Consider the following 21,033-nt stretch of genomic DNA (forward strand, 5'->3'; position numbering starts at 1 on the left):
ACCACTCTCATTGAAGCGCCGCCAGGCGCTCCCTCTCGATATGCCGTCCGAAGGCTCCTTTTCGGAAAAGCCCGGACGGCAGCGCCCTGTAACGGAGGCCAGCCGCATGAACCTACAATCGCCTCGAGGACGAGTTCAGCACATTTGCTCCCAGGCGAGTTCGGATACCCATCGGCTGCGTCGCACCTCCCCGCAACTCTCTGCTTTCCCGGGTCTATCCTACTGCTCCTGTTCATCGCGTTCATTTTATTATTCCGTTGTCCTGAAAAAACACAAAAACCGCCGCCTCCTAAGAGACGGCGGGCTCCAGGGCCTACCGCGGTACCACTCTCGTTGACGATCGTCCCGGCCGCCGAAGCGGGCGAACGAAGGTCCACCTTAGCAGCAGCTTGAATAATCGTGCCGCTGCGCCCTCTGACGGAGGCTAACCGTATGGACCTAACGCCATGCAGGCGCTCAGTCCGTCCGCTCCCGGGCGAGTTCGGGCTGCCGTCCGCTGCGTCGCACCACCCCGCAGCTCTCTGAATCAGGCGAATTCCCTACTGCTCCCGTTCAATGCGTTTCACGCTTTGTTCGATTGTTCATTATTATATGCGGGCGGCAAAGCGGAAGTCAACACGCTCTATACCTTCGCCAATCGATATGCGCCCGACCTCTAAAAGCCGCCTGACCCCTAAATCGGGCGTGAACGGCGGGCAGGACGAAGAAAAGCGCCTGAACGATCGACGGGGTCGGTGTCGATTCGTTCAAACGCTTTTCAAAAGGGGGTATGTCAATACTTTAACATACCGGAATATCCATGTCAATATACATAACATGATTTGATTCATTAATTAACATGGAATCTCGCCTTTAAACGGACCATTCCTCCAGCGACACCTGCGCGGATGCTGCCAGATCAAGCGACGAGAACTGCCCTCTGCGCCATTTAAGATCCGCCGCAGCGCCGATCATGGCGGCATTATCGCTGCATAGCGACATCGGCGGTACGAGCAGCGGCAGCCCGGCTTCCTCGCAAAGCGCGGCCAAGCGCTCGCGAATGCCCCGATTAGCCGCGACGCCGCCGCACAGCAGCAGCTGGCTGGCGCCGAACTCGGCTGCCGCCTTCATCGCCTTCGCCGTCACGACGTCCACGACCGAGTTCTGGAAGCCTCGCGCGAGCGCAGCAAAGTCGGGATTGAGCCCTTTCATCTTGCTCCGGTTAATCTCCGCGAGCACGGCCGACTTCAGCCCGCTGAAGCTGAAGTCGTACGAGCCGTCCTCCAGCCAGGCGCGCGGCAGCACGACTTCTTCTTCGGACTGCTGCGCCAGCTTGTCCACGTGCGGCCCGCCCGGATAAGGGAAGGACAGCGCGCGCGCCACCTTGTCGTAAGCCTCGCCGACCGCGTCGTCCCGCGTGCGGCCGATCATTCGAAAGACGCCTTCTTCCGGAAGCAGCACCAGTTCGGTATGTCCGCCCGACACGACGAGCGCGAGCGCGGGATATACGATATCCCCGACGAGCCGGTTCGCATAAATATGGCCCGCGATATGATGCGTACCGATCAGCGGAACGTCAAGCGCGAGCGCCAGCGCCTTGGCCGCCACGACGCCGACCAGCAGCGCACCGATCAGACCCGGACCTTGCGTAACGGCGACCGCGTCGATGTCCCTGCGCGAAACGCCGGCCTCTGTCAGCGCCTCCTGAACGATCATCGTGATGCTCTCGACGTGCTTGCGCGAAGCGATCTCCGGCACGACGCCGCCGAAGCGCCGATGCGTCTCGATCTGGCTGGAGACGATGTTGGAGAGCACCTCGCGTCCGCCGCGCACGACGGCAGCCGAGGTCTCGTCGCAGCTGGTCTCGATCGCAAGCAGCAGCCCCTCGTCCTTGTTACCCGACGTCTTCGTCGTCATGATGACATCCCTCCGCGCTCCCGGCCAAGCGTCGGGTCCAGGTCCGCCCACATGATGAGCGCGTCCTCGTTGTTGTCCGAGTAATAGCCCGGCCGCAGTCCCGCAGGGCCGAAGCCGAGCTTGCGGTAAAGGCGCTGCGCGCGTTCGTTGGACACCCTCACCTCAAGCGTCATCCGAGCCGCCCCGAGCCAGGCCGCAGTCCGCATCAGCTCCCGCAGCAGGCGCTCGCCCAGCCCTTTGCCGCGGCACGCCTCGCGTACCGCGATGTTCGTTACGTGCGCCTCGTCCACGATGAGCCACATGCCGCCGTAACCGAGCACTTCGTCTCCCTTGGACATCACCATGTATTTGGCGAACAAGTTTTGCGTCAGTTCGTTATGAAAAGCCTCCGGCGTCCATGGCGCGGTAAAAGCCTCCCGCTCGATCTCTACGATGGCATCGATGTCCGCGAGCGTCATCGACCGGAACTCGATCTTGTCGTTCAAGCCTGTCCCTCCGTCCGAGCGCCGTCCCCGAGCTTGGTCTCGGCTTCGGTCAGCTGCGTGTAGTTGGGCGCGAAGCCATGAACGTCGTCAACGAGCCCCTGCGCCAGTCGTGCCGCCGCGAGGCGGCCCATCTCGCCCGCGTCCACCGTCAGCGGCAACGCGACCGCGCCTTCGAGCGCCGCGAGAACGGCGGCGTGCGGACCGATCTCGCCGATGAAAGCAAGCGACGCGCCCGCTTCGGCCGCGCTCGCGGCAAGCGACGGCCCCCAATCGCCGATGAGTCGGATCGCGTCGTCGTCGAGCCGATGCCAGACGGATCCGTCCGTCGTCCCGAAGCGAGCGCCGTAGACTTGCCCCCGCCTGGCGTCCATGATCGGGACGATCCAGACGGACCGGCCCGCACGGATCGATGGGAACGAATCCGTCTCTGTCGCCTGTTTTTCGCCGCGCAAATAAGGCCCGGCCGCCATCGCCAGCGTCTCGAGGCTCGAGAGGCCGACGAGCGGCTTGTCCCAAGCCCAAGCCAGCGTCTTGGCAGCCGATACCCCGATGCGCACGCCCGTATACGAGCCCGGGCCCCGCCCGACCGCAATTGCGTCGACTTCACCCGCGCCCGCCTCTTCCAGCAGCGCCTTCAGATCGGACACGATGCGCACGGCGTGGTTGCGCTCGGCATGCGAATGGCGGCTCGCCAGCACCTCGGCGCCGCGACAGACCGACGCGGCCAACACGGCCGTAGACGTGTCGAAGCACAGCACCAGCGGATTTTCGCCTGCCGTCTTTTTATCCATTGTCGTCATCGCCGCTTCCCTCCTCCTTCGCCGGCCGTAGCCCGAGCTCCCGGCACCAGCCCTCGTATCGGGCGCCGATCGGCTCGCATATCGCCAGCCTGCTCTCGGGGCCGGTCAACTCCAGCCGGATATGCAGGCGCTCCGGGGGCAGCAGCGGCTCGACGAGCGAAGCCCATTCGACGAGCGAGACGCCGTTTCCATCGAAATATTCGTCCAGCCCCAGCTCGTCGGCTTCATCGACCGACAAGCGATACACGTCCATATGGTAGAGCGGCAACCGGCCGCCTTCGTATTCCTTGACGATCGTGAACGTCGGGCTGTTCACCATACCGGGCACGCCCAGTCCGGCCGCGAACGCCTTCGCGAAGCGGGTCTTGCCCGCGCCGAGATCGCCGTCCAGCGCGATCAGCGCGCCAGGAACGCACAGGTCCGCCAGCCGTTCGGCGAAACGCACCGTGTCCGCCTCGGACTGCAGCTCCAGCACGAATCGTCCGGCGCCGGCCGGTCTCCCGCCCTCGCTCCAGTCGTGCATGTCGATCGTTCTCCTTCAATGCGGACAGGCCGCAGGTTGTTCTTAATTATATCGGTGCGGGAGCTAACTTGCAAAGCTAAGGAAGGTGTGGAGGATAGGGAAAAGCGCCCTCCCTGAGTCCATCCCTCGCCCCGTCCGAAGTCGGGAGTCAATTTATACCCAGGGACGTGCCGGCAGACCCGCGCGCCAGGTTATGATGGCGATAGACAATGAACGAACGGATCGGAGGAATGACTCGTGTACAGCGCTTTGAACGGCATGGCTGCGTGCTTCACGCTGCTCATGCTTGCGTTTGCTTGGATGGCTGCCAGCAAGGCCGGCAAACTGAGATGGTTCGGATCGGCCGAGCGGCTCGCCCGCCGGTCCCGCAAGCTGCTCACATGGACCGCGCTCGCTACGCTGTCGGCGACCGGCGCGGCCGCAGCCGTCTGGCAGCTGTCGCAGTCCGCCGACAGCTCGCTATCGATCGGGCGGGCGTCGCTGCAGCTGACGCTGATCGCGCTGCCGATGGCGGCCGTCTGGCTGTCGGCCCTGCCCGGCGTCTGGCGCCTGTGGCAGGGCGCCGCGCGGCTGAACGGCGCTCCCGTGCCCGCGCGGCTCGCGACGAGAGCGGCTTCGGCCGCCCTTGTCGCGCCCTATCGGGCAGCCGCGTACGGAGCCGGCGCCAGCCTCGTATTCAGCGCGCCGGCTGCTTGGGGCACGGCTGCCCCCGCGCTTGCATACGCTGCGCTATTCGCGTCGATGTGGATGCTTCGCCGGCGGCGCGTCAAGCAAGCTGCCGCCCCCGTATCGCGGTAGCCGCAGCCCGCCGGTCCGTTCCTAACCATTCGCGGGACGTCGGAACAATTCGCCGAACGCCCCGCACCGCTCGCGGGTCTCCCGGCACCCGGCCCTCATCTAGCTTCGCAGCAGCGCTTCCTTCAGCCTGATGACGCCGCGCTCGATCTGCCCGGCTTCCGGCTTCGCATAGCACAACCGCAGGCTCGGCTCTTCCGCGCCGAATACTTGCCCCGGCACGTAGGCGACGCCGGCCGACATCGCGCGCTCGAGCGTCCGGAGCTGCCGCGGATCGTTATCTCCAAGCCACTTCAGCCATAGATTCAAGCCGCCGCCCGGCGGCTCGAAGGATACGCTGCCGGGCAGATGATAATCGAGGCTCGCGCGCAGCTCGTCCAGGCGAAGCGCCAGCCCGGCCCGCAAACGTCCGATCTGCCTGTCAAAAGCCTCTCCTTCGATCAGCTTGGCAGCCAGCCATTGCGGGATGACGCTCATCCCGAAGTCCATCTGCTGCCGCGCGTCCGCCAGCCGCGAGACGATCTCCCGGGGCCCGGCCAACCAGCCGACCCGAAGGCCGGACGCCGCGATCTTGGACAACGAGCCGACATATAAAATGCGGCCTCCCGCATCCTCGGCCTTCAGCGGCAGCGGCGGCCGGCCGTCGAACGCGGTCAAGCTGAACGGATCGTCCTCTACGATCGGAATGCCTTCCTTTTCCGCAATCCCAAGCAATGCCGCTCTCCGTTCGGCGGACAGCACCGTACCCGTCGGATTCTGAAAATTGGGATTCAAAAACAGCATCTTGAGCCGGTGCTTGCGATGCAGCCGCTTTACGTCTTCCGGATCGATGCCAACCGGGCCGACCGGCAGCGGATAGACGCGCAGCCCCGCCGATTGAAGCAGCGGCAGCGAGAAACAATACGATGGCGTCTCTACGCCTACGGCATCGCCCTGGTTCAGCAAGCATTGCATGATCAAAAAAAGCGATTGCTGGGACCCGGACGTAATCAGCAGCGATGAAGCCGAAGTCCCGATGTGCAAATGCCGCGACAAAAAATCGGAAAGCGCTTCGCGAAACGGACCGTAGCCCTGCGGATCGTCGTACCCGAGCGGACCGTCGTAGGGCTGTCCGGAAAAAATGCCGCGCACCGTCTCCCCCGGAAAAAGCGCCTCCGACAGCTCTCCGCTCGCAAAATCTACAAGACCGGCCTCCTTGCGCAAGCCGGACCGTATTCGCCGCATCGCATCCGAATTCGGCAGCATCGTTCCGACGTCCAAATATTTTCGCCAATCCGCAGGCCGCAGCGGGGAAGCGTCTCCGCCGGCCACGACAGTGCCGCTGCCGATCTTGCTCACGACCCAGCCGGAAGCCCGCAGCTCCTCGTAAGCTTGAATGACGGTCGTCCGGTTGACTTCCAGCTGCGCGGCAAGCTTGCGCTCTGCGGGCAGCGGACTGCCTGCCGTCAGCTCCCCTGACTTGATCTTCTGTTCGAAATGCTCGGCGATCTGCCGGTAGACCGGCTTGTTCGACGCGCGATCGGGTAGCCACATACGCCGTCCCTCCAATGCTACCATTATCCCCGTACTCGAGGTGCCCGGCAAGCGTGGACAGGGAATTCTATCCGCAATTGGATGGGGAATTGGATGGGTACAAAAACCGGCGGATTGGAGGATGCGGGCAGTCGAAATGCCTCCTATGCTTGTAGCAACGAGAAGGAGGCTGACCGCGAGCCGGTGCCGGCGAATGGAGCCTTCCATAAAGGAGATGCGGTTCTATGAACTTGTTCTACCTGATTGGCTTGGTATTTTTCGTTATGAGCGCCGGATTTGCAGCCACCCTGGCTGTCGGCTGGTCCAAAGCCAACCGCAGCGAGAATGCGGGCTACGGCAGCGGCACAGGCAAGAAATGGACGCGTCTGGGCTCGATTTACGCCCTCTGCATCGCCATCGTGCTTGCCGTCTTTTTCGCCCTGCTCAATCGTTGAACGTCCGGGGAGGTGTTAGCAAAGTATGCTTTATATATGTATCTTGTCCCTCTGCATGATCGCCGGGCTCGCCGTGCTCTTCGCCGCCGGCAAGTCCATCGTCGATTCCGAGGAAGCTTGACCGCTCCACTACAGCCACCGCAAGAAGCTGCCTTGCCTGACGGGCACGCCTTGCTTTTCAGCCCAGCGCAGCAGCAGAAGGCCGGTGCTTCTGTCCTTCAGATCGAGACAAAGTCGCACGGGTACGATCCGTTTGCCGCGCGGCAGCAGGCCGACGAGCCCCCGGTCGATCCGCAGTTCGCGGATTGAATCCCCCGTGATCGTAAGGCCGTTCACGGTCAAGCGGCTGCCGGCCATCGTGAGCTCCGCCTTCAAAGTCTTCCGGCGTATGAGCAAATAGGCGAGACAGCCGCCGCTCAGCGTCATGAGCCCCGCTTGGGTATACAAGAAAAAATGGTCGGCGCCATGGATCACGTTACCCAGCGAGAGCAGGAACAGCAGCACGAATCCCGATATCTGTTTCGTACCTAACGGATATTGCACCGGAATTTTGCGAATCGCCGTTTTCTTTTCCATATTAACCGCCCCTTCAGACCTGCCGGCCTGTCCTTGTCTATCACCGATTGTATGCCTAGCATCGTCTCTCTATTCGCTCGGCTTGCTAGATTATAGCAAAAACGCAGCCTAAAGGCTGCGTTTTTGCGTCCCGCAGGCGCAAGCGCCTCGCAGAACCCTATATAAGGAGGAGCACATCAGTGGTCGGTGCGCGACTTGGTGTTTTCCTTCCACTCACCGATCTCCTCTTGGACCTTGCCCTTGGCTTTATCCCACTTGCCCCTTGCCTGGAGACCCGGATCGTCGGTGAGGTTGCCCCATTGATCCTTGGCCTCGCCCTTCGCCTGGTTGACAGCACCTTTGATTTTGTCGCTCCAGCCTTCCGCATGCCGATCCATATGAATGCTCTCCCTTCTCTTGCATGAGTTGGATATACGGAACTTTACCCGGGAGACAGCGTTTCCAAACATCGGACGGGCGCATATCGGCGATTCTTTAATCGCCGATAATTCCCTATCCGGCTTTTGGCTGCGACAGCTCCCGCCGCAAAGCTGCGTCGCCGATTCCGCATCTAGCGTCGTCACGGCGAAGCGCATCCTCATACCTATTCCTTTCTTTCTTCGCATATGCGGCCAAATAGCGCTTTCGGCCGGGGAGAAGCAACCTTTTGGAAGCAAATCGCGTATCATCTGTAAGCGATATCCAATTATGGACCCGACAAAGGAGGAACAAGCGATGACGCCTATAGAGCGGCTATGTCGGAGGTTTGCGCGGAACGGCTTCGTTGTCGCTGCGCTGGCGCTTGCGATCATGTCTACGGCATGCGCGAGAGCCGTAGACACCGACTGGTCTCGAGGCGCAGCGCTGTCTCGGGGTGCCGTCGTCGAAGCGGACGGACGCATCCTCAACCCCGGGCCGCTCGCAGCGTTCGTGCAGTCGGTCGCGGAGCGGCGGTCCGCAGTCGTTCAAGTCGTGACCTATCCGTCGGAAGCAGAGCCGATCGTGATGACCGCCGAGTTCGACGGGCAGTCAATTAAGTTAACAAGAGAGCAACGGCTCGACGGCGGCAGCGCAAAATCGACCGCCGTTTGCGGCGGCATCGAGAAAAGGAACGGCGCAGCGGCGGACGCCTATATGGTAACAGGATGCGGTGGCGCAGAGATGGTACTGGCCGCCGTGCCTAAGCTGATTGTTGCGTCGCGCATAGAAACAGCCGAGTACGGCGCGGAGCTTCTACTAGAAACGCTGCCCTCCTCGGGGAATAACGAGGATGGGGCGGTTGTCGCCTACCGGGTCGAGATGCGCAACCTTGGCGAGGGGATTCTTGAATGCGGCTCCGACTATTTGATCGAGAAACAGGCATACGGCACATGGATCCCCGTATCTTACAGAGACAATGTCGCCTTCACGGCCAATTTGGTCCATCTTCAAAAAGACGAAAGCTATGAAGCCAGCTTTGGCTTTAAAATGCTTGAATCATGGCCGGAGCCCGGACGCTACCGCGTCGTGAAAGAAGCGACGTTCGGGAAAGAGAAGATTAAACTTGCGGCCGAATTCGATTTACCCGCTAAATAACTGGGACTTGGCGCCCAACCGTGGAGAAGAGACGCCTTTCAGCGTCTCTTGGCGGGACTTCGGCACCAACCATGGCGAAGAAGCGCCGTACAGCGCCTCTTGGCGAGACCTAGGTGCCAACCGCGACAAAGAGACGCTATATTTGACGCAGCTCGGCTACTCCGACAACCGGTCGACAGCGACCGTCTGGACGTCGGTCGGCCTTTGTCCGACCTGCACCGTCGCCATGCCGTTCGCTTCGTCCACCTCCTCGATCCAAACCGGCTGTCCATCCAGCTTGACGGCAATCGTGTCCTTCGAGTTGAAGATTTGCTTTGCGCGCTGCGTATTCATGACGGATCGTCCCCCTCTTTTTCGCGCATCGTATCGGTCGTCGTCTCTTCGATAAGCCCGTTGTCAAAGGTCACCTGACCGCCGCCAAGCCCCTCGTTGATCATCCGGTCGATGTCCATGTCGTAGTTGTCGCGGCCTTCGTAAATGTGGTCCCGACCGTCCGCTGCATGCTCCTCGCTCATGAACGCCGCTCCCTTCGTACCATGTTCTTCGTTTCGAAAATGAAAGATCGTCCGGTAAAGGATGCCCAGCCGGTATGAACTCCATACAGCGATGGGAATCCTAAAGGTATAAGGGATCATGAGGAGGGCTAAGCGTCATGCATACGGTATGGAAAGGCGCCATCAGCTTCGGGCTCGTGCACGTGCCGGTGAAGATGTTCACCGCAACGGAGGACAAGGACGTACATCTGCGGCAAATTCACAAAGCTTGCGGTACGCCGATCTCCTACGCCAAAAGCTGCCCGCATTGCGAACGGGCGGTGGAGTGGGAGGAAATCACCAAGGGCTACGAGTATGAAAAGGGACGGTTCGTTCTGTTTGACGAAGAGGAACTCGAAGCCATCAAGCCGGAAAATACGCGGACGATTCAGATTCTCGACTTCGTCGCGCTCGAAGAGATCGACCCGATGTTCTATCAAAAAACGTACTATTTATCGCCCGATCAGGCTGGCGCCGGCGCTTACGGCTTGCTGCTCGAAGCGATGCGGCAATCCGGCCGGATCGGCATCGCGAAGATCGCGATCCGCAGCAAGAGCAGCCTCGCCGCCATTCGCTGCGTTGACAATTGCATCTGCATGGAGACGATGTTCTATCCCGACGAGATCCGCGCGATCTCTGGCGTGCCCGGCCTGCCGCAAAACCAGAACGTCAACGACCGCGAGCTTGATATGGCCAAGCTGCTGATCGAGCAGCTGTCCGCGCCCTTCGACGCGGCCAAATACACGGACGATTACCGGACGGCGATGCTGGACGCCATCAACCGCAAGGTCGCCGGGCAAGGCGTCGACGTGGTCACCGCGCCGGCGGCGGAACGGACCAACGTCATCGACCTGATGTCCGCGCTGCAGGCCAGCCTTGCCGCCGTCAAGACGGGCGACGCGCCCGCCGCCGGCGCAGGTCGCAAGTCGGCGATCCGCGGCGACACGGGCGCGGCGGATACGGCTGCCGCTGACAAGCCGAAGCGCACGCGCGCAAAGCCCGCGGTGCCGGGGGCAGCTGCAGCCGGGGGCGAAGAAGCAGGCGACGCAAGCCCCAAGGCTGCGCCGTCGCGCAGGCGCAAAGCAAGCGAGCCGCAGTCTTGATCGGTCGCTGATGCGACTACGCTTTAAGCAGCACGTAAAGGCTAACGATGCGGGGGACGTCGGGTTGACAGCCGACTCGCGCAGCCGCACCTCGCGCAGGAACTGCGCGAATTTCAAGACGATGCTTGGCAAGCAAAACGGGACGAAGCAGTGTCAATTCCTGCTTCATCCCGTTTTGCGTTTTTGTCGATGGCTGTTTCGCATGTGCAGCAAGGCAGAGCTGAAGCCACATGGTCGAGCCGCGCCAAGACCGAGGCAAAGAAGCTCCATGTAGAGCTTCTTTGCTTCGATAGCACCATTCCAGGTAGCAAAACTATGTTTAGAAACAGCTCTTTCTCTTCCGCAAAAAACGATGAGAATATTCTAAGAAGCGACGGCTGGCCCTCACGAACTCCGCGCGGGACAAGGGGCGGCCGTATTCATAATTCCCAGCATATGGGCCGTGGTAATATTTATGCCGTGAACTAGCGAGATTCCGCTGATAGAATGTGAGACATCCGAGCCGAAGCCCGACAGGGCACGGGGGAACCAAGTATACGGGGTGAAGCCGCAGCCGCGGCAGGGCGATCTCCGACCTAACCCGTCAGCTAACCTCGCAGGCTTACATTCTAAGGAGGAATTTTCTTATATGAAGAACAATCGTATCGGTCAACTGGCTGTTAGCGGCGCACTCCTGTTGTCGCTCGCCGTTCCGTTCGGCGCTTCCGCAAATGCCGCGACGACTGCCGGCTCCCAGACGACCAAGACTTACACATATAAGTTCGACGCTTCGCAGCTTCAACAGTATCTCGGTTCGTTCGACTGGCAATCGCTGCTGTCGCAGCTGAACGGCGGCACGCTTGGCGGTCTGACGCCATCGACGCCAGTGACGACGCCTACGACTACGCCTGCCGCTCCGGCCAAGCCGACGACGGCCCCTGTGGCTACGCCTAAACCGACGACGACACCGGCTCCGACCGCAACGCCCGCTCCGACTGCTACGCCGGCTCCGACTGCCACGCCGGCGCCAACGACCTCGCCTTCCGTACCGGCGGGTTCCAACAACGGCAGCGGCTCTACGGGCTCCGGCACGAGCACTCAGAAATCCGGCTTCGCCGCTCAAGTCGTCGATCTGGTCAACCAGGAACGCGCCAAAGCCGGCTTGTCCGCATTGCAAACCGATGCCAAGCTGACCACGGTCGCAGACGCGAAGGCGAAGGATATGTACAACAATAATTACTTCGACCACACGTCGCCGACGTACGGCTCGCCGTTCGACATGATGAAGCAGTTCGGCGTAACTTACAGCTATGCAGGCGAAAATATCGCGATGGGCCAACAGTCGCCTACCGAGGTCATGAACGCATGGATGAACAGCGCGGGCCACAAGGCGAATATCTTGAACGCGAACTTCAAGTCCATCGGCGTCGCCTACTATAACGGCGAATGGGTGCAAGAGTTCACGGGCTGATCCGTCTCCTATCCGTCTAAAAAAAGGATGCCTGCCGCAGTCAAGCAGTTGACTGGGGCGGCATCTTTTTTTTGCTTGTGCAGCCAACTTCGGCAGCCAAGCTACATCAGCATCGGCAGCACCAGCAGCAGCAAGCCCGCCAAGCTCATCAAGCCGCCCTGCAGCCGTATTCGCCTCTCGGAGGCCGGCCCGGGATCCCCGGTCCGATGGTCGCGGCCGGCGCGGGCCAGCGCGAGTACGGTCCCGGGATGGAGTACGGCGAACAGCGAGGAACCCGTCCAAAACACCAAAACGAGCGATAGCAGCGCGCCGGCGTGCTGCAGCGGCATCTCCGTAGCGATCCCTCCCCAAGCGCTCTCTTTATTGTTGTATGAGCGTCCGGAGGCAAAAGTGCGGAATTGGCCCGAGTTGCCGCACCATGGGTGCCGACGACCGTTTGCCCCCGGGAATCGCGGCGCCGAGGCGCTTGTAGGAAGTTCGTCAAGGGAATGGGGCAACCGATTACCGGCTACACTAGAAAGACAACGTCTCTTGTCGAAGAGACGGCTTCAGAACGGAGGAACGCGCTATGGCACCGGCCACGATGTCCCCGGTCACGCTGCGGCTCGGCGACCGCGAGCTGCTCATTTCTCACCCCGACAAACTGCTGTGGCCCGATATGGGGATCGACAAGCTTCGCTATGTCCAAACGCTGGCCGAATTGGCGCCCTATCTACTGCCGCACAGCGAAGGCCGCTATTTAACAACGATTCGATTTCCAGAGGGCTATGCAGGCAAATCCTTTTATCAAAAAAATGCCCCGACGCCGGTACCCGACTTCGTCAGAACCGAGACGGAAGGCGGCATCCGTTACGTCGTGCTCGACTCCTTGCCGACCCTGCTCTGGATGGGCAGCTTGTATGCGCTGGAGTTCCACGTATCCTGCGAGCGGATCGCCCAGCCGCTGCCGGACCGCTGGATGCTCGATATCGATCCGAGCCTCGAGGTCGAACCTAGAATCATGGAAGCCGCGGAAAAGGTCGGCGAGCTGCTGCATTCGCTCGGACTCGATGCGGTTCCCAAAACGTCCGGCGCGACGGGCATCCAGGTCGTCATGCGCATCGAGCCCGGTCCGACCTACGACGATCTCCGCCGGTTCGGCAAGTTCGTCTCCGAATATTTGACCGCAAAAAATCCGCGGCTCTTCACCGTCGAACGGCTGAAGAAAAACCGCGGATCGCTCCTCTATCTCGATTACTTGCAATTTTACCCCGGCCGCACGCTGGTATCCGCCTACTCGCCGCGCGCCCGCGCGGGAGCGCCGGTGTCGACCCCGCTCGATTGGAGCGAGGTGCGCGCCAACCCGAGCCCGACCGACTTCAACCTGTTGAACATCGCCGCGCGGCTGCGGGAGCGGGGCGATCTCATCGGCTCGATGAAGCCCCAACGTCTTGCGGACGTACTGAAGCAGCTCAAGCCGAGCTGAATCTACTTCCTCTGCGCGAAGATTAGAGCAGCGGGGACAGCATGCGGCAGAGCGCCTCCGCGGCCTTGCGTCCGCCGGAGCGCTTGCGGAAAGACGACAGCTCCAGCTCCCTGCTGTCCTTCAGATCCTGCCGGAAGTCACGCTCCAGCGCGTCGATCGCATCCCGGTGGAACAGGTAGGCGTTCGTCTCGAAGTTGCTGAAGAAGCTGCGCAGATCCATGTTCGCCGTGCCGACCGATGCAATCAGGTCGTCGACGATGACGACTTTTGCGTGAATGAAGCCGCGCTCGTACTGCCAAAAACGGATGCCGCAGCTCATCATTTCGTCCACATAGGACATCGTCGCCGCATGCACGAGCTTCGTATCGGGAATCAGCGGCACGATCATGCGCACGTCTACGCCGCTCATTGCGGCAGTCTTGAGCGCCATGACAACGCCTGCGCTCGGGATAAAGTAAGGCGTCGTAATCCAGATCCGCCGCTTCGCCATCGCGAGCACCGCGAACAATGTCTCGTGTATTGCATCCGCCCGTCTGTTCGGGCCCCCCGCGACGATTTGCACAACCTCGTTTCCCGTGCAGGCGTGCTCCGGCAAAAAACGGGGATCGCTCGGCCGCTGCTTGGTCGCGAGCTCCCAATCCTTCAGGAACACCTCCTGCAGCCCGTATACCGCATCCCCCTCCAGCTCCAGATGCGTATCGCGCCAAAAGCCGAGCTTCTTGTGCCTGCCCAAATATTCCGCGCCGACGTTAATTCCGCCGACGAAGCCTTTCGTGCCGTCCACGACAAGGATCTTGCGGTGATTACGGTAGTTCATGCGCTTCTTCATAAATGCAGGGCGGAGCGGGAAAAAGCAGGCGTATTCGGCACCGGCTTCCTCGAACGCGGCGAAAAAGGATTTGCTCAGCTTGACGCTGCCGATCCCGTCGTAGATGAGCCGGACCTGGACGCCTTCCTTTGCCTTCTCAATCATGACATCGCGGAACATACGGCCGATCTCGTCGTCGCGGTATATGTATGTAGCGAAATGAATATGGTGCCGGGCGCCGCGGATCGCTTCCATCATCGCGTCATAGGTCATTTGCCCATTGGTCAGCACCCTCGATTTGTTGCAGCCCGTGATCGGAGACGCGCCCGCCTTGCGCAGCGTCCTAAACAACCGCTCCTCGTCCGCGAACCGGCCGCCCGGTATTTCTTCCGGCTCATTGATCAAATGGCTTTTCTTCAAAATCTCGCCTCGGCGCTGCTCGTCCAGACCGCCTCTGCGGCGGACCTTGCGGCGCCTGCCATACTCTCGGGCAAGGAAGTAATAAAGAATAAAGCCGACGATCGGAAATAAAAACAAGATGAACAGCCATGCCATGGCGTTGGCCGGGCGGCGATACTCCAGCACGAGGATCGTGCCGGACTGGAATATGAAGATGAGCAGCGCCAGCAGGAGCCACGTCGTCACCCGTCAACCCTCCTTATGGATCGTTTGTACAATCTATTTTATTTTTACCCACAGTTGGGCCGGGCAATCCAAGTTGCCTTAAGCGGCATAAGAACAACCGTCAGGGCGATCTTCCCTGACGGTCATTTGGGGTGTGGCATATATCCGAAACTTGAGTCGAGCGGAACGCCTAGCGATGGCTCGTCCGAGCCCCGATGAGCCGGCCTACCGTCGCTGCGTTGATTTTCGCGTTACCCTTCCATGCGCTGCATCAAGCCGGCCAGCATCTTGGCGATCTCCTCGCGGGTCGCCGTGTCCTTCGGCGCGTAGTACACGGTGCCGTCGCCGCGCGCCTTGCCGTTCACGATGCCTGCGCGCTGCACGGCCGATACCGCGGTCGCCGCATAAGCCGGGATGGCATTCGCATCCGTGAACGCGACTGCGGCCTGCTGCGAAGGCAGCGCGTAATTCATCGCCGCCGCGTACTTGACGAGCATCACCGCGAGCTGATCGCGCGTCACTTCCGCCCGCGGCTCGAACTTGCCGGCGGCCGTGCCTGCGACGATATTCTCGGATGCGGCCCAGGCGACGGCGCTGCCGAAGTAATCGGCGCTGCGCACATCCCCGAAGCCTGCGTCGGCGGCGTTATACTTGCTCAGATCGACGCCGGCCATGCGGGCCAGCATGAGCGCGAGATCTCCGCGGGTGACGCTGCGCTTCGGCGCGAAGCTATCCGAGCCGACGCCGGCAATGATCCCGCGGGCTGCGAGATAGTTGATGGCGGTTTTGGCGAAGCTGTTTTGCGCATCGCCGAAATTTTTCAGGCTGTAGCCGATGCCGTACATGGACAAGTGCGGCGTGCTGAAGCTCAGCGTGCCCGCAGCTTCATCGTATACGCCGCCTGGCAGCGTCTCGATATGCCCGTCTTCCGCAATGTAGTGTACGATCAGCGCTTCGGAGGTCTCGCCGGCCTTGATCGTATACGGAACTTCAATTTTCAGCTTGCCGCCGCCGAAGGTGGACAGCTTGCCGGAAGCGGTCGTCACGGTCAGATCGAATATCGGACGATCGCCGATCGCGTCCTTCACCGCCTGCTGCTGCGCAGCCGGCAGCTTCGCTGCGGCCGATGCGCCGTCAAGCCGCTCGATGCCAAGCTTCACTTCTCCGCCGCCCGCCGCCGCGGAGAGCGCCTTGATGGCAGCCGCGTCAAGCGTGAGCGAGCCGGTGCCCGTATCGACGGTGAGCGAATTTACCGTGCCGTCCGCGATCTTCGCGAGGGCCGCCGACGGAATCGCGAGCTCCGCCTTCGCGGAACCGTCCGTTCCGGTCGTGGTCGTTGCTTTCAGCACGGCCTTGCTGCCTGTCGTCTCGAGCGTCACGTCGCCGAATTGCTCGACCTGCGTGCCCGGCGCCGCTGTCGGCGTCGCGCTTGGCGTCGGAGAAGGCGTCGCGCTCGGCGCTGGCGTGGACGTGGACGGGCCGCCGGCCGCTACAACCGTCACCGCCGCTTCGGCGATCGCATAGCCGTCCGCCGTAGTTGCCGTTACGGTCGCGGATCCCGCATTCAGCGGGGTAACCGTGCCATCGGCGCTTACAGTCGCGATGCCAGGGCTGGAGCTTTTCCATGTGACGGCGACCGTTTGGCCGTCAGGACCGACAGCCGTCGCCGCCAGCTTGCCGGCGGAACCGCCTGCGGTCAGCGACAACGAAGAACGATCCAGCGACACCTTCGATACTTTTAACTGAAGCACCGACACGGTGCCGCCCACTTCGTTGGCGACCAGCAGCAGCGGATACCCCGTCGGGCTGTCGGACGCCTGGATGAATTCCAGTCCTTCCGGCCCGCTGTCGGTGTTCTCGCCTTTGCCGGCGCTGAAGTCGCGCGCATTCACGTAATTCAGGAACTGCGGGCTTTCCGGATTCGTTACGTCATAGGTGATTACGCCGCCGATACGTTCGAATCCTGCAAACGCCAAGGTGCGCGTGCCGACGACGCCCGTCTTGACGTCCTCGGGCTCCGGTCCCTTCTTCGTGCTGCGTTCGTCGACGCCCGCTTTGCTGCTGCTGTGGCTTGCGTTGAAGTGCTCCGGCAGCCGCTGCGCCGTGACGCGCTCAAAATCGTTGCCGCTGTCCCATACGAGACCCAGCGTATCCGCATCGCGAATGGAGATCGAACGGCCGCCGTACATATAGAGGCTGTCGGTGCCCATATCGCTCATGACCTCGACGCTGTCATAGCGCGTCGTATTCTTGAGGAATTCGGCCGCGGCCGAGCCCGGGGTCAGGCTGCCCTTCATTTTCTTGACCGTGCTCGAATTGATCCGTCCGTCCCACTCGGTCGCATCGCCTTCGTTGCCGGTGACGAGATACGTCTTGTCTCCGACGCGGAACGATGCGATGCCGTCCGGCATGTATACGCCATAGAAAGGTACGTTTTCAAGCTGAATCAAGCCGTCCTTGACCAGATCGAGCTTGTTGTTCGGATCGTTCAGATCCTTCAGGCCAAGCCCCTTTACCGAAAGTACCTTGCCGGACGCGACATCGATCGCCGCTACCGCGTTGTTTTCCTGAAGAGATACATAAGCCGTCTTCTCGTCGATCGAAAGCGCGATGTATTCAGGCTCCAGATCGCGTACTGCGTCCGCCTTCGTCCCGCTGCCCGTGATTTGTCCGGTCACAGCGTCGCTGGCGCCGCGGATGTGCACGTCGTCGCCGATCACCGTCGGATCGTCAAACTTCACATGCTTCACCGCATTCGTCGACGTATCGACGATCGTGACGCTGCCTTCCGGATCGAGGCCCTTCGTGCGCGGCTCACCTTCGTCGGCCGTCAGAATGTATCTGCCGTCGGCCGTCGATTTGATCATATCCGGCTGCACGCCCGCCTCATATTCGCGGATCAGCTTGCCGTCGTAGTCCAGGACCAGAATTTTGCCGGCCTTCATCGAATCCTTCTCCTGTACGGAGATCGCCACCCGCTTCGCCGTCGTATTGATATCGACGCTCGTCAGGTCGCCGTAAATGAAGCCGTCCTTCTCCGCCAGATCCTTCACATGTACCGTTGCCACCAGTTCGGGAGAAGCTCCGTTGCCCAGCGCGACGATCTTGAGCGTCGGCGGGTTCCCTGCGCCGTCTACCAGATAGAAGCGGCCGTTGTCCTTGTTGTACTTCACGATCTCCGCAACGCCGCCGTCGTCATTCGGACTGTCGGCAATAAACGAGCCCAGTTTCTCGACGACGATCTTGTCCGTCATCGTCGGCCCCGTCGTGGAGCCCGCCACGTTCACGACCTGCGTCACGGTGAACGTCACCGGCGTCATGTTGTCCGCCGTCACGGTTACGGTCGCCGCATACGTTCCGGCGATCAACCCGTCATTGGCTTTTATGTTAAATGAGGTCGTAGCCGCCGTGTCGGTAAGCGTCGTTAAAGTCGGCTGCGAAATCGTGAAGCTGCCGGCGTTCGTGCCGCTCAGCTGTGCTGCCAGGTTGGTCAGGTCACCCGTACCCGTCCGAGTCACGGTTACCGTTTTGGTCTCTTGCGCAGCTGTCGCGTAGCCCACCGTCAACGGCTTCATGGTCAGATTGGACAATTCGCCGATCGTATACGTCGGACTTTCCGGTTCTGCCGGAAGTTTGACCGCCAGCGAATACGTCATGGTCGAACCGTCTCGGGCCGTTACTTTCACATCGATCGGGGACATGCCGGCGACGACTTCTATCGTTTTCGAAGCCGTGCCCGTTCCGCTAGTTCCTGCTACATCCACGCCCGCCAGGCTGTCCGCCGCCGCAGCTTGAACGGAAATCGAAGCGGTGCCTTCCGCAACGGAAACGGAATAGCTGCGCACCGGAGCCGTATCGCTGTATGCGCCGCGGGCATCGAATGCGCCGAATGCCGGGGACAACGTTCCGCCGTTGACCGTAAGAGCTTGCAGATGCTTGACGTCTAACAGCGCCCCGCCGCTCATGTCGGATTTTACCGAGCCGTAATCCGCAACGACTTGACGATAGTAGGTCTCAGCAGCATTCATCAGCGCTTGCTTAAAGGCGCTCCATGCCGCGTCATCCGCGAGCGTTGCCGCAAAGCTGCCGACAAACCCCGTCGTGGCACGGGCATGACCCAGGGCCAAAGCTTGAGCCGAGAACTTCAAGTAGTTATCCAGATCGTTGCCCGAAGCGAATGCCCCGCTCATATCCGTATAGTCGCCCTTGCTGACTGCGATCGGGCGCACGACGAACGAGCTGCCGCCAATTTGCATCCAGCCCGCAAACGGATCGGGATTTTGCGTCAATTTCTGATAGGCTTCCGTCGCGCGCTTCCCGTGATTGTCGCCGAATTGCGTTTGATATTCGGTCAGGCCCATACCCGTCGATTGCAGGTAGACCGGCAGCGCTTCTTGCTTGACATCCATCAGAATGTCGTCGTCCGGGCCGCTGCCCGGCCCTTCGATCACCGCATTGTAGCGGATCGAACCGATGCTCGCGTTGCCTTGATTGATACGGAAAACAACGTCCTTCACCTTAAAATAATCCGGATTCTCCGCCAGCTTGTTAGCCGCAAAGCTTTGAATGCTCTTCAAGTATTCCTGCCAGGATGCCAGGAAAGCATTCTTCTCCGCTTCGGTCATCACCACATACTTGGCGTCGGATTTAAATGCGCGTTCTCCGTTGCCGCCGGACGGAGCGGCTTTGTCGAGCTGCTGTTTCCTGGTTGTGGCCGCCATTTTATCGAGCATCGTTTTCGTAAATCCGTCCAGATGCTCCGAAGTTAGCGTATACGTCGTATCGATGACGCCATTCTTAATGTCAAGCAACGTGTCTCGATACGCATTCAGGAAATCCGCTGCGATTTTGGCGATGTCATCGTCGGACAAGTTTCGTTCCGCCGCGCTTGCCCCCTGGTCGCGTTCAAGGTAAATGCTCGGAACCATCCGCAGCAGATCCAGGTAAAAGGGTCCGACGTACGAAGCATCGAAATCGTTCAGAGAAAATTGCGCGGCTTCGCCCACATTTTCGAAGGTCCCGACATTTTGCAAGTGGGTGTCGCCTTGAATCCAAGTGTTCAAATCCCATTGCTTCCACGTTTCCGGAACGGTAATTAAGGCATCCAGATCGTTGAAGAACAAGTTGGGATTGCCCCGATAAAAGTTAAAGCCGCTGGCTGCTTGCAGGACGTATTTCCCTGCCTTCATGCTCGCATCGTTGAAGTTCGTATTGTTTTCCTTAATGGACTGCCTCAATAAAGCTGCTCGTTCGGCGCCTGTCACGGCTGCTGCCCGAATCGCGAGCGGCAGCGTCGTCGAAACCGAAGCCGCAGGCTGTGCGTTGTCCTGCACCGTCAGCGTGACCGACGCCGCTCCTTCGGTTCCTGCTGCCGGCGTACCGGAGATGACGCCTGTAGAGGAATTCAGCGTCAATCCGGACGGCAATCCGGTTGCCGCGAACGTATAGGGCTTAACCCCGCCGTAAGCCGCCAACGATACAGAGTAAGGCGTACCTGCCGCCGCAGTCGGTAAAGAGGCGATCGCGAGCCCGAGCGGCTCTACGCCCCAAACACCGTCGCTGCCGTCGCGCGGACCTTTGGCCGCGCGCTCTGGCGCAGTGGCATTTTCGTAATCGATAATGCCGAAGTCCTTGGCGGTGTCGTCCGTGTCGCTCAGACTGATCCGAATAGCCGCTTTTTTCTTCGAAGTTCCCGTTGTATAGGTCAGGGAAGTCGTCTCGTATCCGTCGATTTTCGAGCCCGAATCGTTGCCGACCGTGCCTACCATGTCCACGTAGCCTTCCGGTTTCGTGGCGAACGGATTTTTGTTGCTCTCCTCAAGCAGCGTACGGTTGCTCATCAGAACAACTTTTACGCCCTTGCTGTGAATGCTGCGGCTCCATACCTGGTCGCCCTTGTTCGTGAGATCCAGGTTGTAGGTCGTATCTCCGGTCGGGTTGGCCTTGATCAAGAAAGAAGAATGCGCCTTGATCGTGCCCTGAAGATCGAGCTTGTCCCAAGCGCCGCTTGCCCCCGTCGTTTTGCAGACATCCGTCGGCTTCGCGCAATCCGCATACTGCAGCGACCAGCTGCCGAGATTCACGTCGCTATCCGTCGGATTGTAGAGCTCGATAAACCCGTTCGAAACGAATGTGCCCGATGCGCTCGTCAATCCGCTGCCGTAAACCTGATTAATGATAATGTGAGGGACGGTTACATCATAGCTTCCGTCCGCCTTGTACGGCGTACCCGTCGTCGCGGCCGCGAAGGCCGGTACGCCCGCAAACATTAAGCCGAACACCATTTCCACGACGATCAGCGCGGAAACGATTTTACTGAACGTTCTTTTGATCATATGTACACCTCAATGTGGAGATAGTCGTATACCCTTTCACATTATAGTTATTCTATTAACTAGATATTTTGGCCGCGTTATCATAGGGTTAATTATACGAATGCAACACAAAAAAGCGC

18 protein-coding genes, 1 riboswitch and 1 other annotated feature (1 of these 20 running past the window's edge) are annotated in these 21,033 nt (G+C 60.5%); of the genes, 6 read left to right on the forward strand and 12 right to left on the reverse strand.

Annotation, left to right across the window (positions count from 1 at the left end; translation table 11 throughout):
* Positions 1-245 (reverse strand) — a binding site (T-box leader); it reaches 34 nt to the left of the window's first position.
* A gap of 607 nt (positions 246-852) precedes the next feature.
* Genes tsaD through tsaE form a run of 4 tightly spaced genes read right to left on the reverse strand, consistent with a single transcriptional unit; the run spans position 853 to position 3,704 of the window.
* The gene (gene tsaD / locus ACFSR7_RS04055) at positions 853-1,896 is read right to left on the reverse strand and encodes a tRNA (adenosine(37)-N6)-threonylcarbamoyltransferase complex transferase subunit TsaD (RefSeq protein WP_378159254.1); all 1,044 of its coding nucleotides are present in this window, start codon (positions 1,894-1,896) and stop codon (positions 853-855) included.
* Positions 1,893-2,381, reverse strand: coding sequence for a ribosomal protein S18-alanine N-acetyltransferase (rimI, locus tag ACFSR7_RS04060; RefSeq protein ID WP_378159255.1), 489 nt, complete (start codon positions 2,379-2,381; stop codon positions 1,893-1,895). Before rimI ends, tsaD begins: the two co-directional genes overlap by 4 nt.
* Positions 2,378-3,181 carry a tRNA (adenosine(37)-N6)-threonylcarbamoyltransferase complex dimerization subunit type 1 TsaB gene (gene tsaB, locus ACFSR7_RS04065; RefSeq protein WP_378159256.1) on the reverse strand — a complete coding sequence of 268 codons (804 nt, stop codon included), beginning with the start codon at positions 3,179-3,181 and terminating at the stop codon, positions 2,378-2,380. Before tsaB ends, rimI begins: the two co-directional genes overlap by 4 nt.
* Positions 3,165-3,704 (reverse strand): tRNA (adenosine(37)-N6)-threonylcarbamoyltransferase complex ATPase subunit type 1 TsaE, encoded by a 540-nt coding sequence (gene tsaE, locus ACFSR7_RS04070; RefSeq protein WP_378159257.1) that lies wholly within the window; start codon positions 3,702-3,704, stop codon positions 3,165-3,167. The genes tsaB and tsaE overlap by 17 nt, the downstream gene beginning before the upstream one ends.
* Positions 3,705-3,941: 237 nt before the next feature.
* Here tsaE and ACFSR7_RS04075 point away from each other — a divergent pair, with 237 nt between their 5' ends.
* Positions 3,942-4,502 (forward strand): hypothetical protein, encoded by a 561-nt coding sequence (locus tag ACFSR7_RS04075; protein ID WP_378159258.1) that lies wholly within the window; start codon positions 3,942-3,944, stop codon positions 4,500-4,502.
* A 99-nt stretch (positions 4,503-4,601) separates the two neighbouring features.
* Here ACFSR7_RS04075 and ACFSR7_RS04080 read toward each other — a convergent pair whose 3' ends face one another.
* On the reverse strand, positions 4,602-6,032 hold the full coding sequence (locus tag ACFSR7_RS04080) for an aminotransferase-like domain-containing protein (protein ID WP_378159259.1): 1,431 nt from the start codon (positions 6,030-6,032) through the stop codon (positions 4,602-4,604).
* 224 nt (positions 6,033-6,256) lie between these two features.
* Here ACFSR7_RS04080 and ACFSR7_RS04085 point away from each other — a divergent pair, with 224 nt between their 5' ends.
* Complete coding sequence (locus ACFSR7_RS04085) at positions 6,257-6,466, forward strand: hypothetical protein (RefSeq protein WP_378159260.1); 210 nt, start codon at positions 6,257-6,259, stop codon at positions 6,464-6,466.
* A gap of 129 nt (positions 6,467-6,595) precedes the next feature.
* Here ACFSR7_RS04085 and ACFSR7_RS04090 read toward each other — a convergent pair whose 3' ends face one another.
* Entirely contained in the window at positions 6,596-7,042 is a 447-nt protein-coding gene (locus ACFSR7_RS04090; protein WP_378159261.1) for a hypothetical protein, read from the reverse strand.
* A gap of 176 nt (positions 7,043-7,218) precedes the next feature.
* Entirely contained in the window at positions 7,219-7,419 is a 201-nt protein-coding gene (locus tag ACFSR7_RS04095; protein WP_378159262.1) for a CsbD family protein, read from the reverse strand.
* A 337-nt stretch (positions 7,420-7,756) separates the two neighbouring features.
* Between ACFSR7_RS04095 and ACFSR7_RS04100 the strand changes: the two genes are divergently transcribed.
* Positions 7,757-8,596 (forward strand): immunoglobulin-like domain-containing protein, encoded by an 840-nt coding sequence (locus ACFSR7_RS04100; protein ID WP_378159263.1) that lies wholly within the window; start codon positions 7,757-7,759, stop codon positions 8,594-8,596.
* Positions 8,597-8,752: 156 nt separating this feature from the next.
* On the opposite strand, the gene ACFSR7_RS04105 is transcribed toward ACFSR7_RS04100, so the two are convergent.
* The gene (locus ACFSR7_RS04105; protein ID WP_378159264.1) at positions 8,753-8,929 is read right to left on the reverse strand and encodes an H-type small acid-soluble spore protein; all 177 of its coding nucleotides are present in this window, start codon (positions 8,927-8,929) and stop codon (positions 8,753-8,755) included.
* Positions 8,926-9,111, reverse strand: a complete 186-nt coding sequence (locus tag ACFSR7_RS04110) for a hypothetical protein (protein WP_378159265.1) — start codon at positions 9,109-9,111, stop codon at positions 8,926-8,928. The genes ACFSR7_RS04105 and ACFSR7_RS04110 overlap by 4 nt, the downstream gene beginning before the upstream one ends.
* A 137-nt stretch (positions 9,112-9,248) precedes the next feature.
* Here ACFSR7_RS04110 and ku point away from each other — a divergent pair, with 137 nt between their 5' ends.
* Positions 9,249-10,232: a non-homologous end joining protein Ku gene (ku, locus tag ACFSR7_RS04115; RefSeq protein WP_378159266.1), complete on the forward strand. Its 984-nt coding sequence runs from the start codon at positions 9,249-9,251 to the stop codon at positions 10,230-10,232.
* Between the two features lie 490 nt (positions 10,233-10,722).
* A riboswitch (cyclic di-AMP (ydaO/yuaA leader) is annotated at positions 10,723-10,850 on the forward strand.
* 10 nt (positions 10,851-10,860) lie between these two features.
* On the forward strand, positions 10,861-11,682 hold the full coding sequence (locus ACFSR7_RS04120; protein WP_378159267.1) for a CAP domain-containing protein: 822 nt from the start codon (positions 10,861-10,863) through the stop codon (positions 11,680-11,682).
* Positions 11,683-11,783: 101 nt separating this feature from the next.
* Here the strand turns inward: ACFSR7_RS04120 and ACFSR7_RS04125 are convergent, their stop codons facing one another.
* Positions 11,784-12,011 carry a hypothetical protein gene (locus ACFSR7_RS04125; RefSeq protein ID WP_378159268.1) on the reverse strand — a complete coding sequence of 76 codons (228 nt, stop codon included), beginning with the start codon at positions 12,009-12,011 and terminating at the stop codon, positions 11,784-11,786.
* Between the two features lie 239 nt (positions 12,012-12,250).
* On the opposite strand from ACFSR7_RS04125, the gene ligD reads away from it, so the two are divergent.
* Positions 12,251-13,147, forward strand: a complete 897-nt coding sequence (gene ligD, locus ACFSR7_RS04130; protein WP_378159269.1) for a non-homologous end-joining DNA ligase — start codon at positions 12,251-12,253, stop codon at positions 13,145-13,147.
* Between the two features lie 22 nt (positions 13,148-13,169).
* Here the strand turns inward: ligD and cls are convergent, their stop codons facing one another.
* Positions 13,170-14,600 (reverse strand): cardiolipin synthase, encoded by a 1,431-nt coding sequence (gene cls / locus ACFSR7_RS04135; protein WP_378159270.1) that lies wholly within the window; start codon positions 14,598-14,600, stop codon positions 13,170-13,172.
* A gap of 230 nt (positions 14,601-14,830) precedes the next feature.
* Positions 14,831-20,914 carry a choice-of-anchor I family protein gene (locus ACFSR7_RS04140; RefSeq protein ID WP_378159271.1) on the reverse strand — a complete coding sequence of 2,028 codons (6,084 nt, stop codon included), beginning with the start codon at positions 20,912-20,914 and terminating at the stop codon, positions 14,831-14,833.
* Positions 20,915-21,033: the final 119 nt, after the last annotated feature.

Origin of the sequence: Cohnella sp. GCM10020058 (assembly GCF_042683485.1) — a bacterium.
GTDB lineage: Bacteria > Bacillota > Bacilli > Paenibacillales > Paenibacillaceae > Cohnella.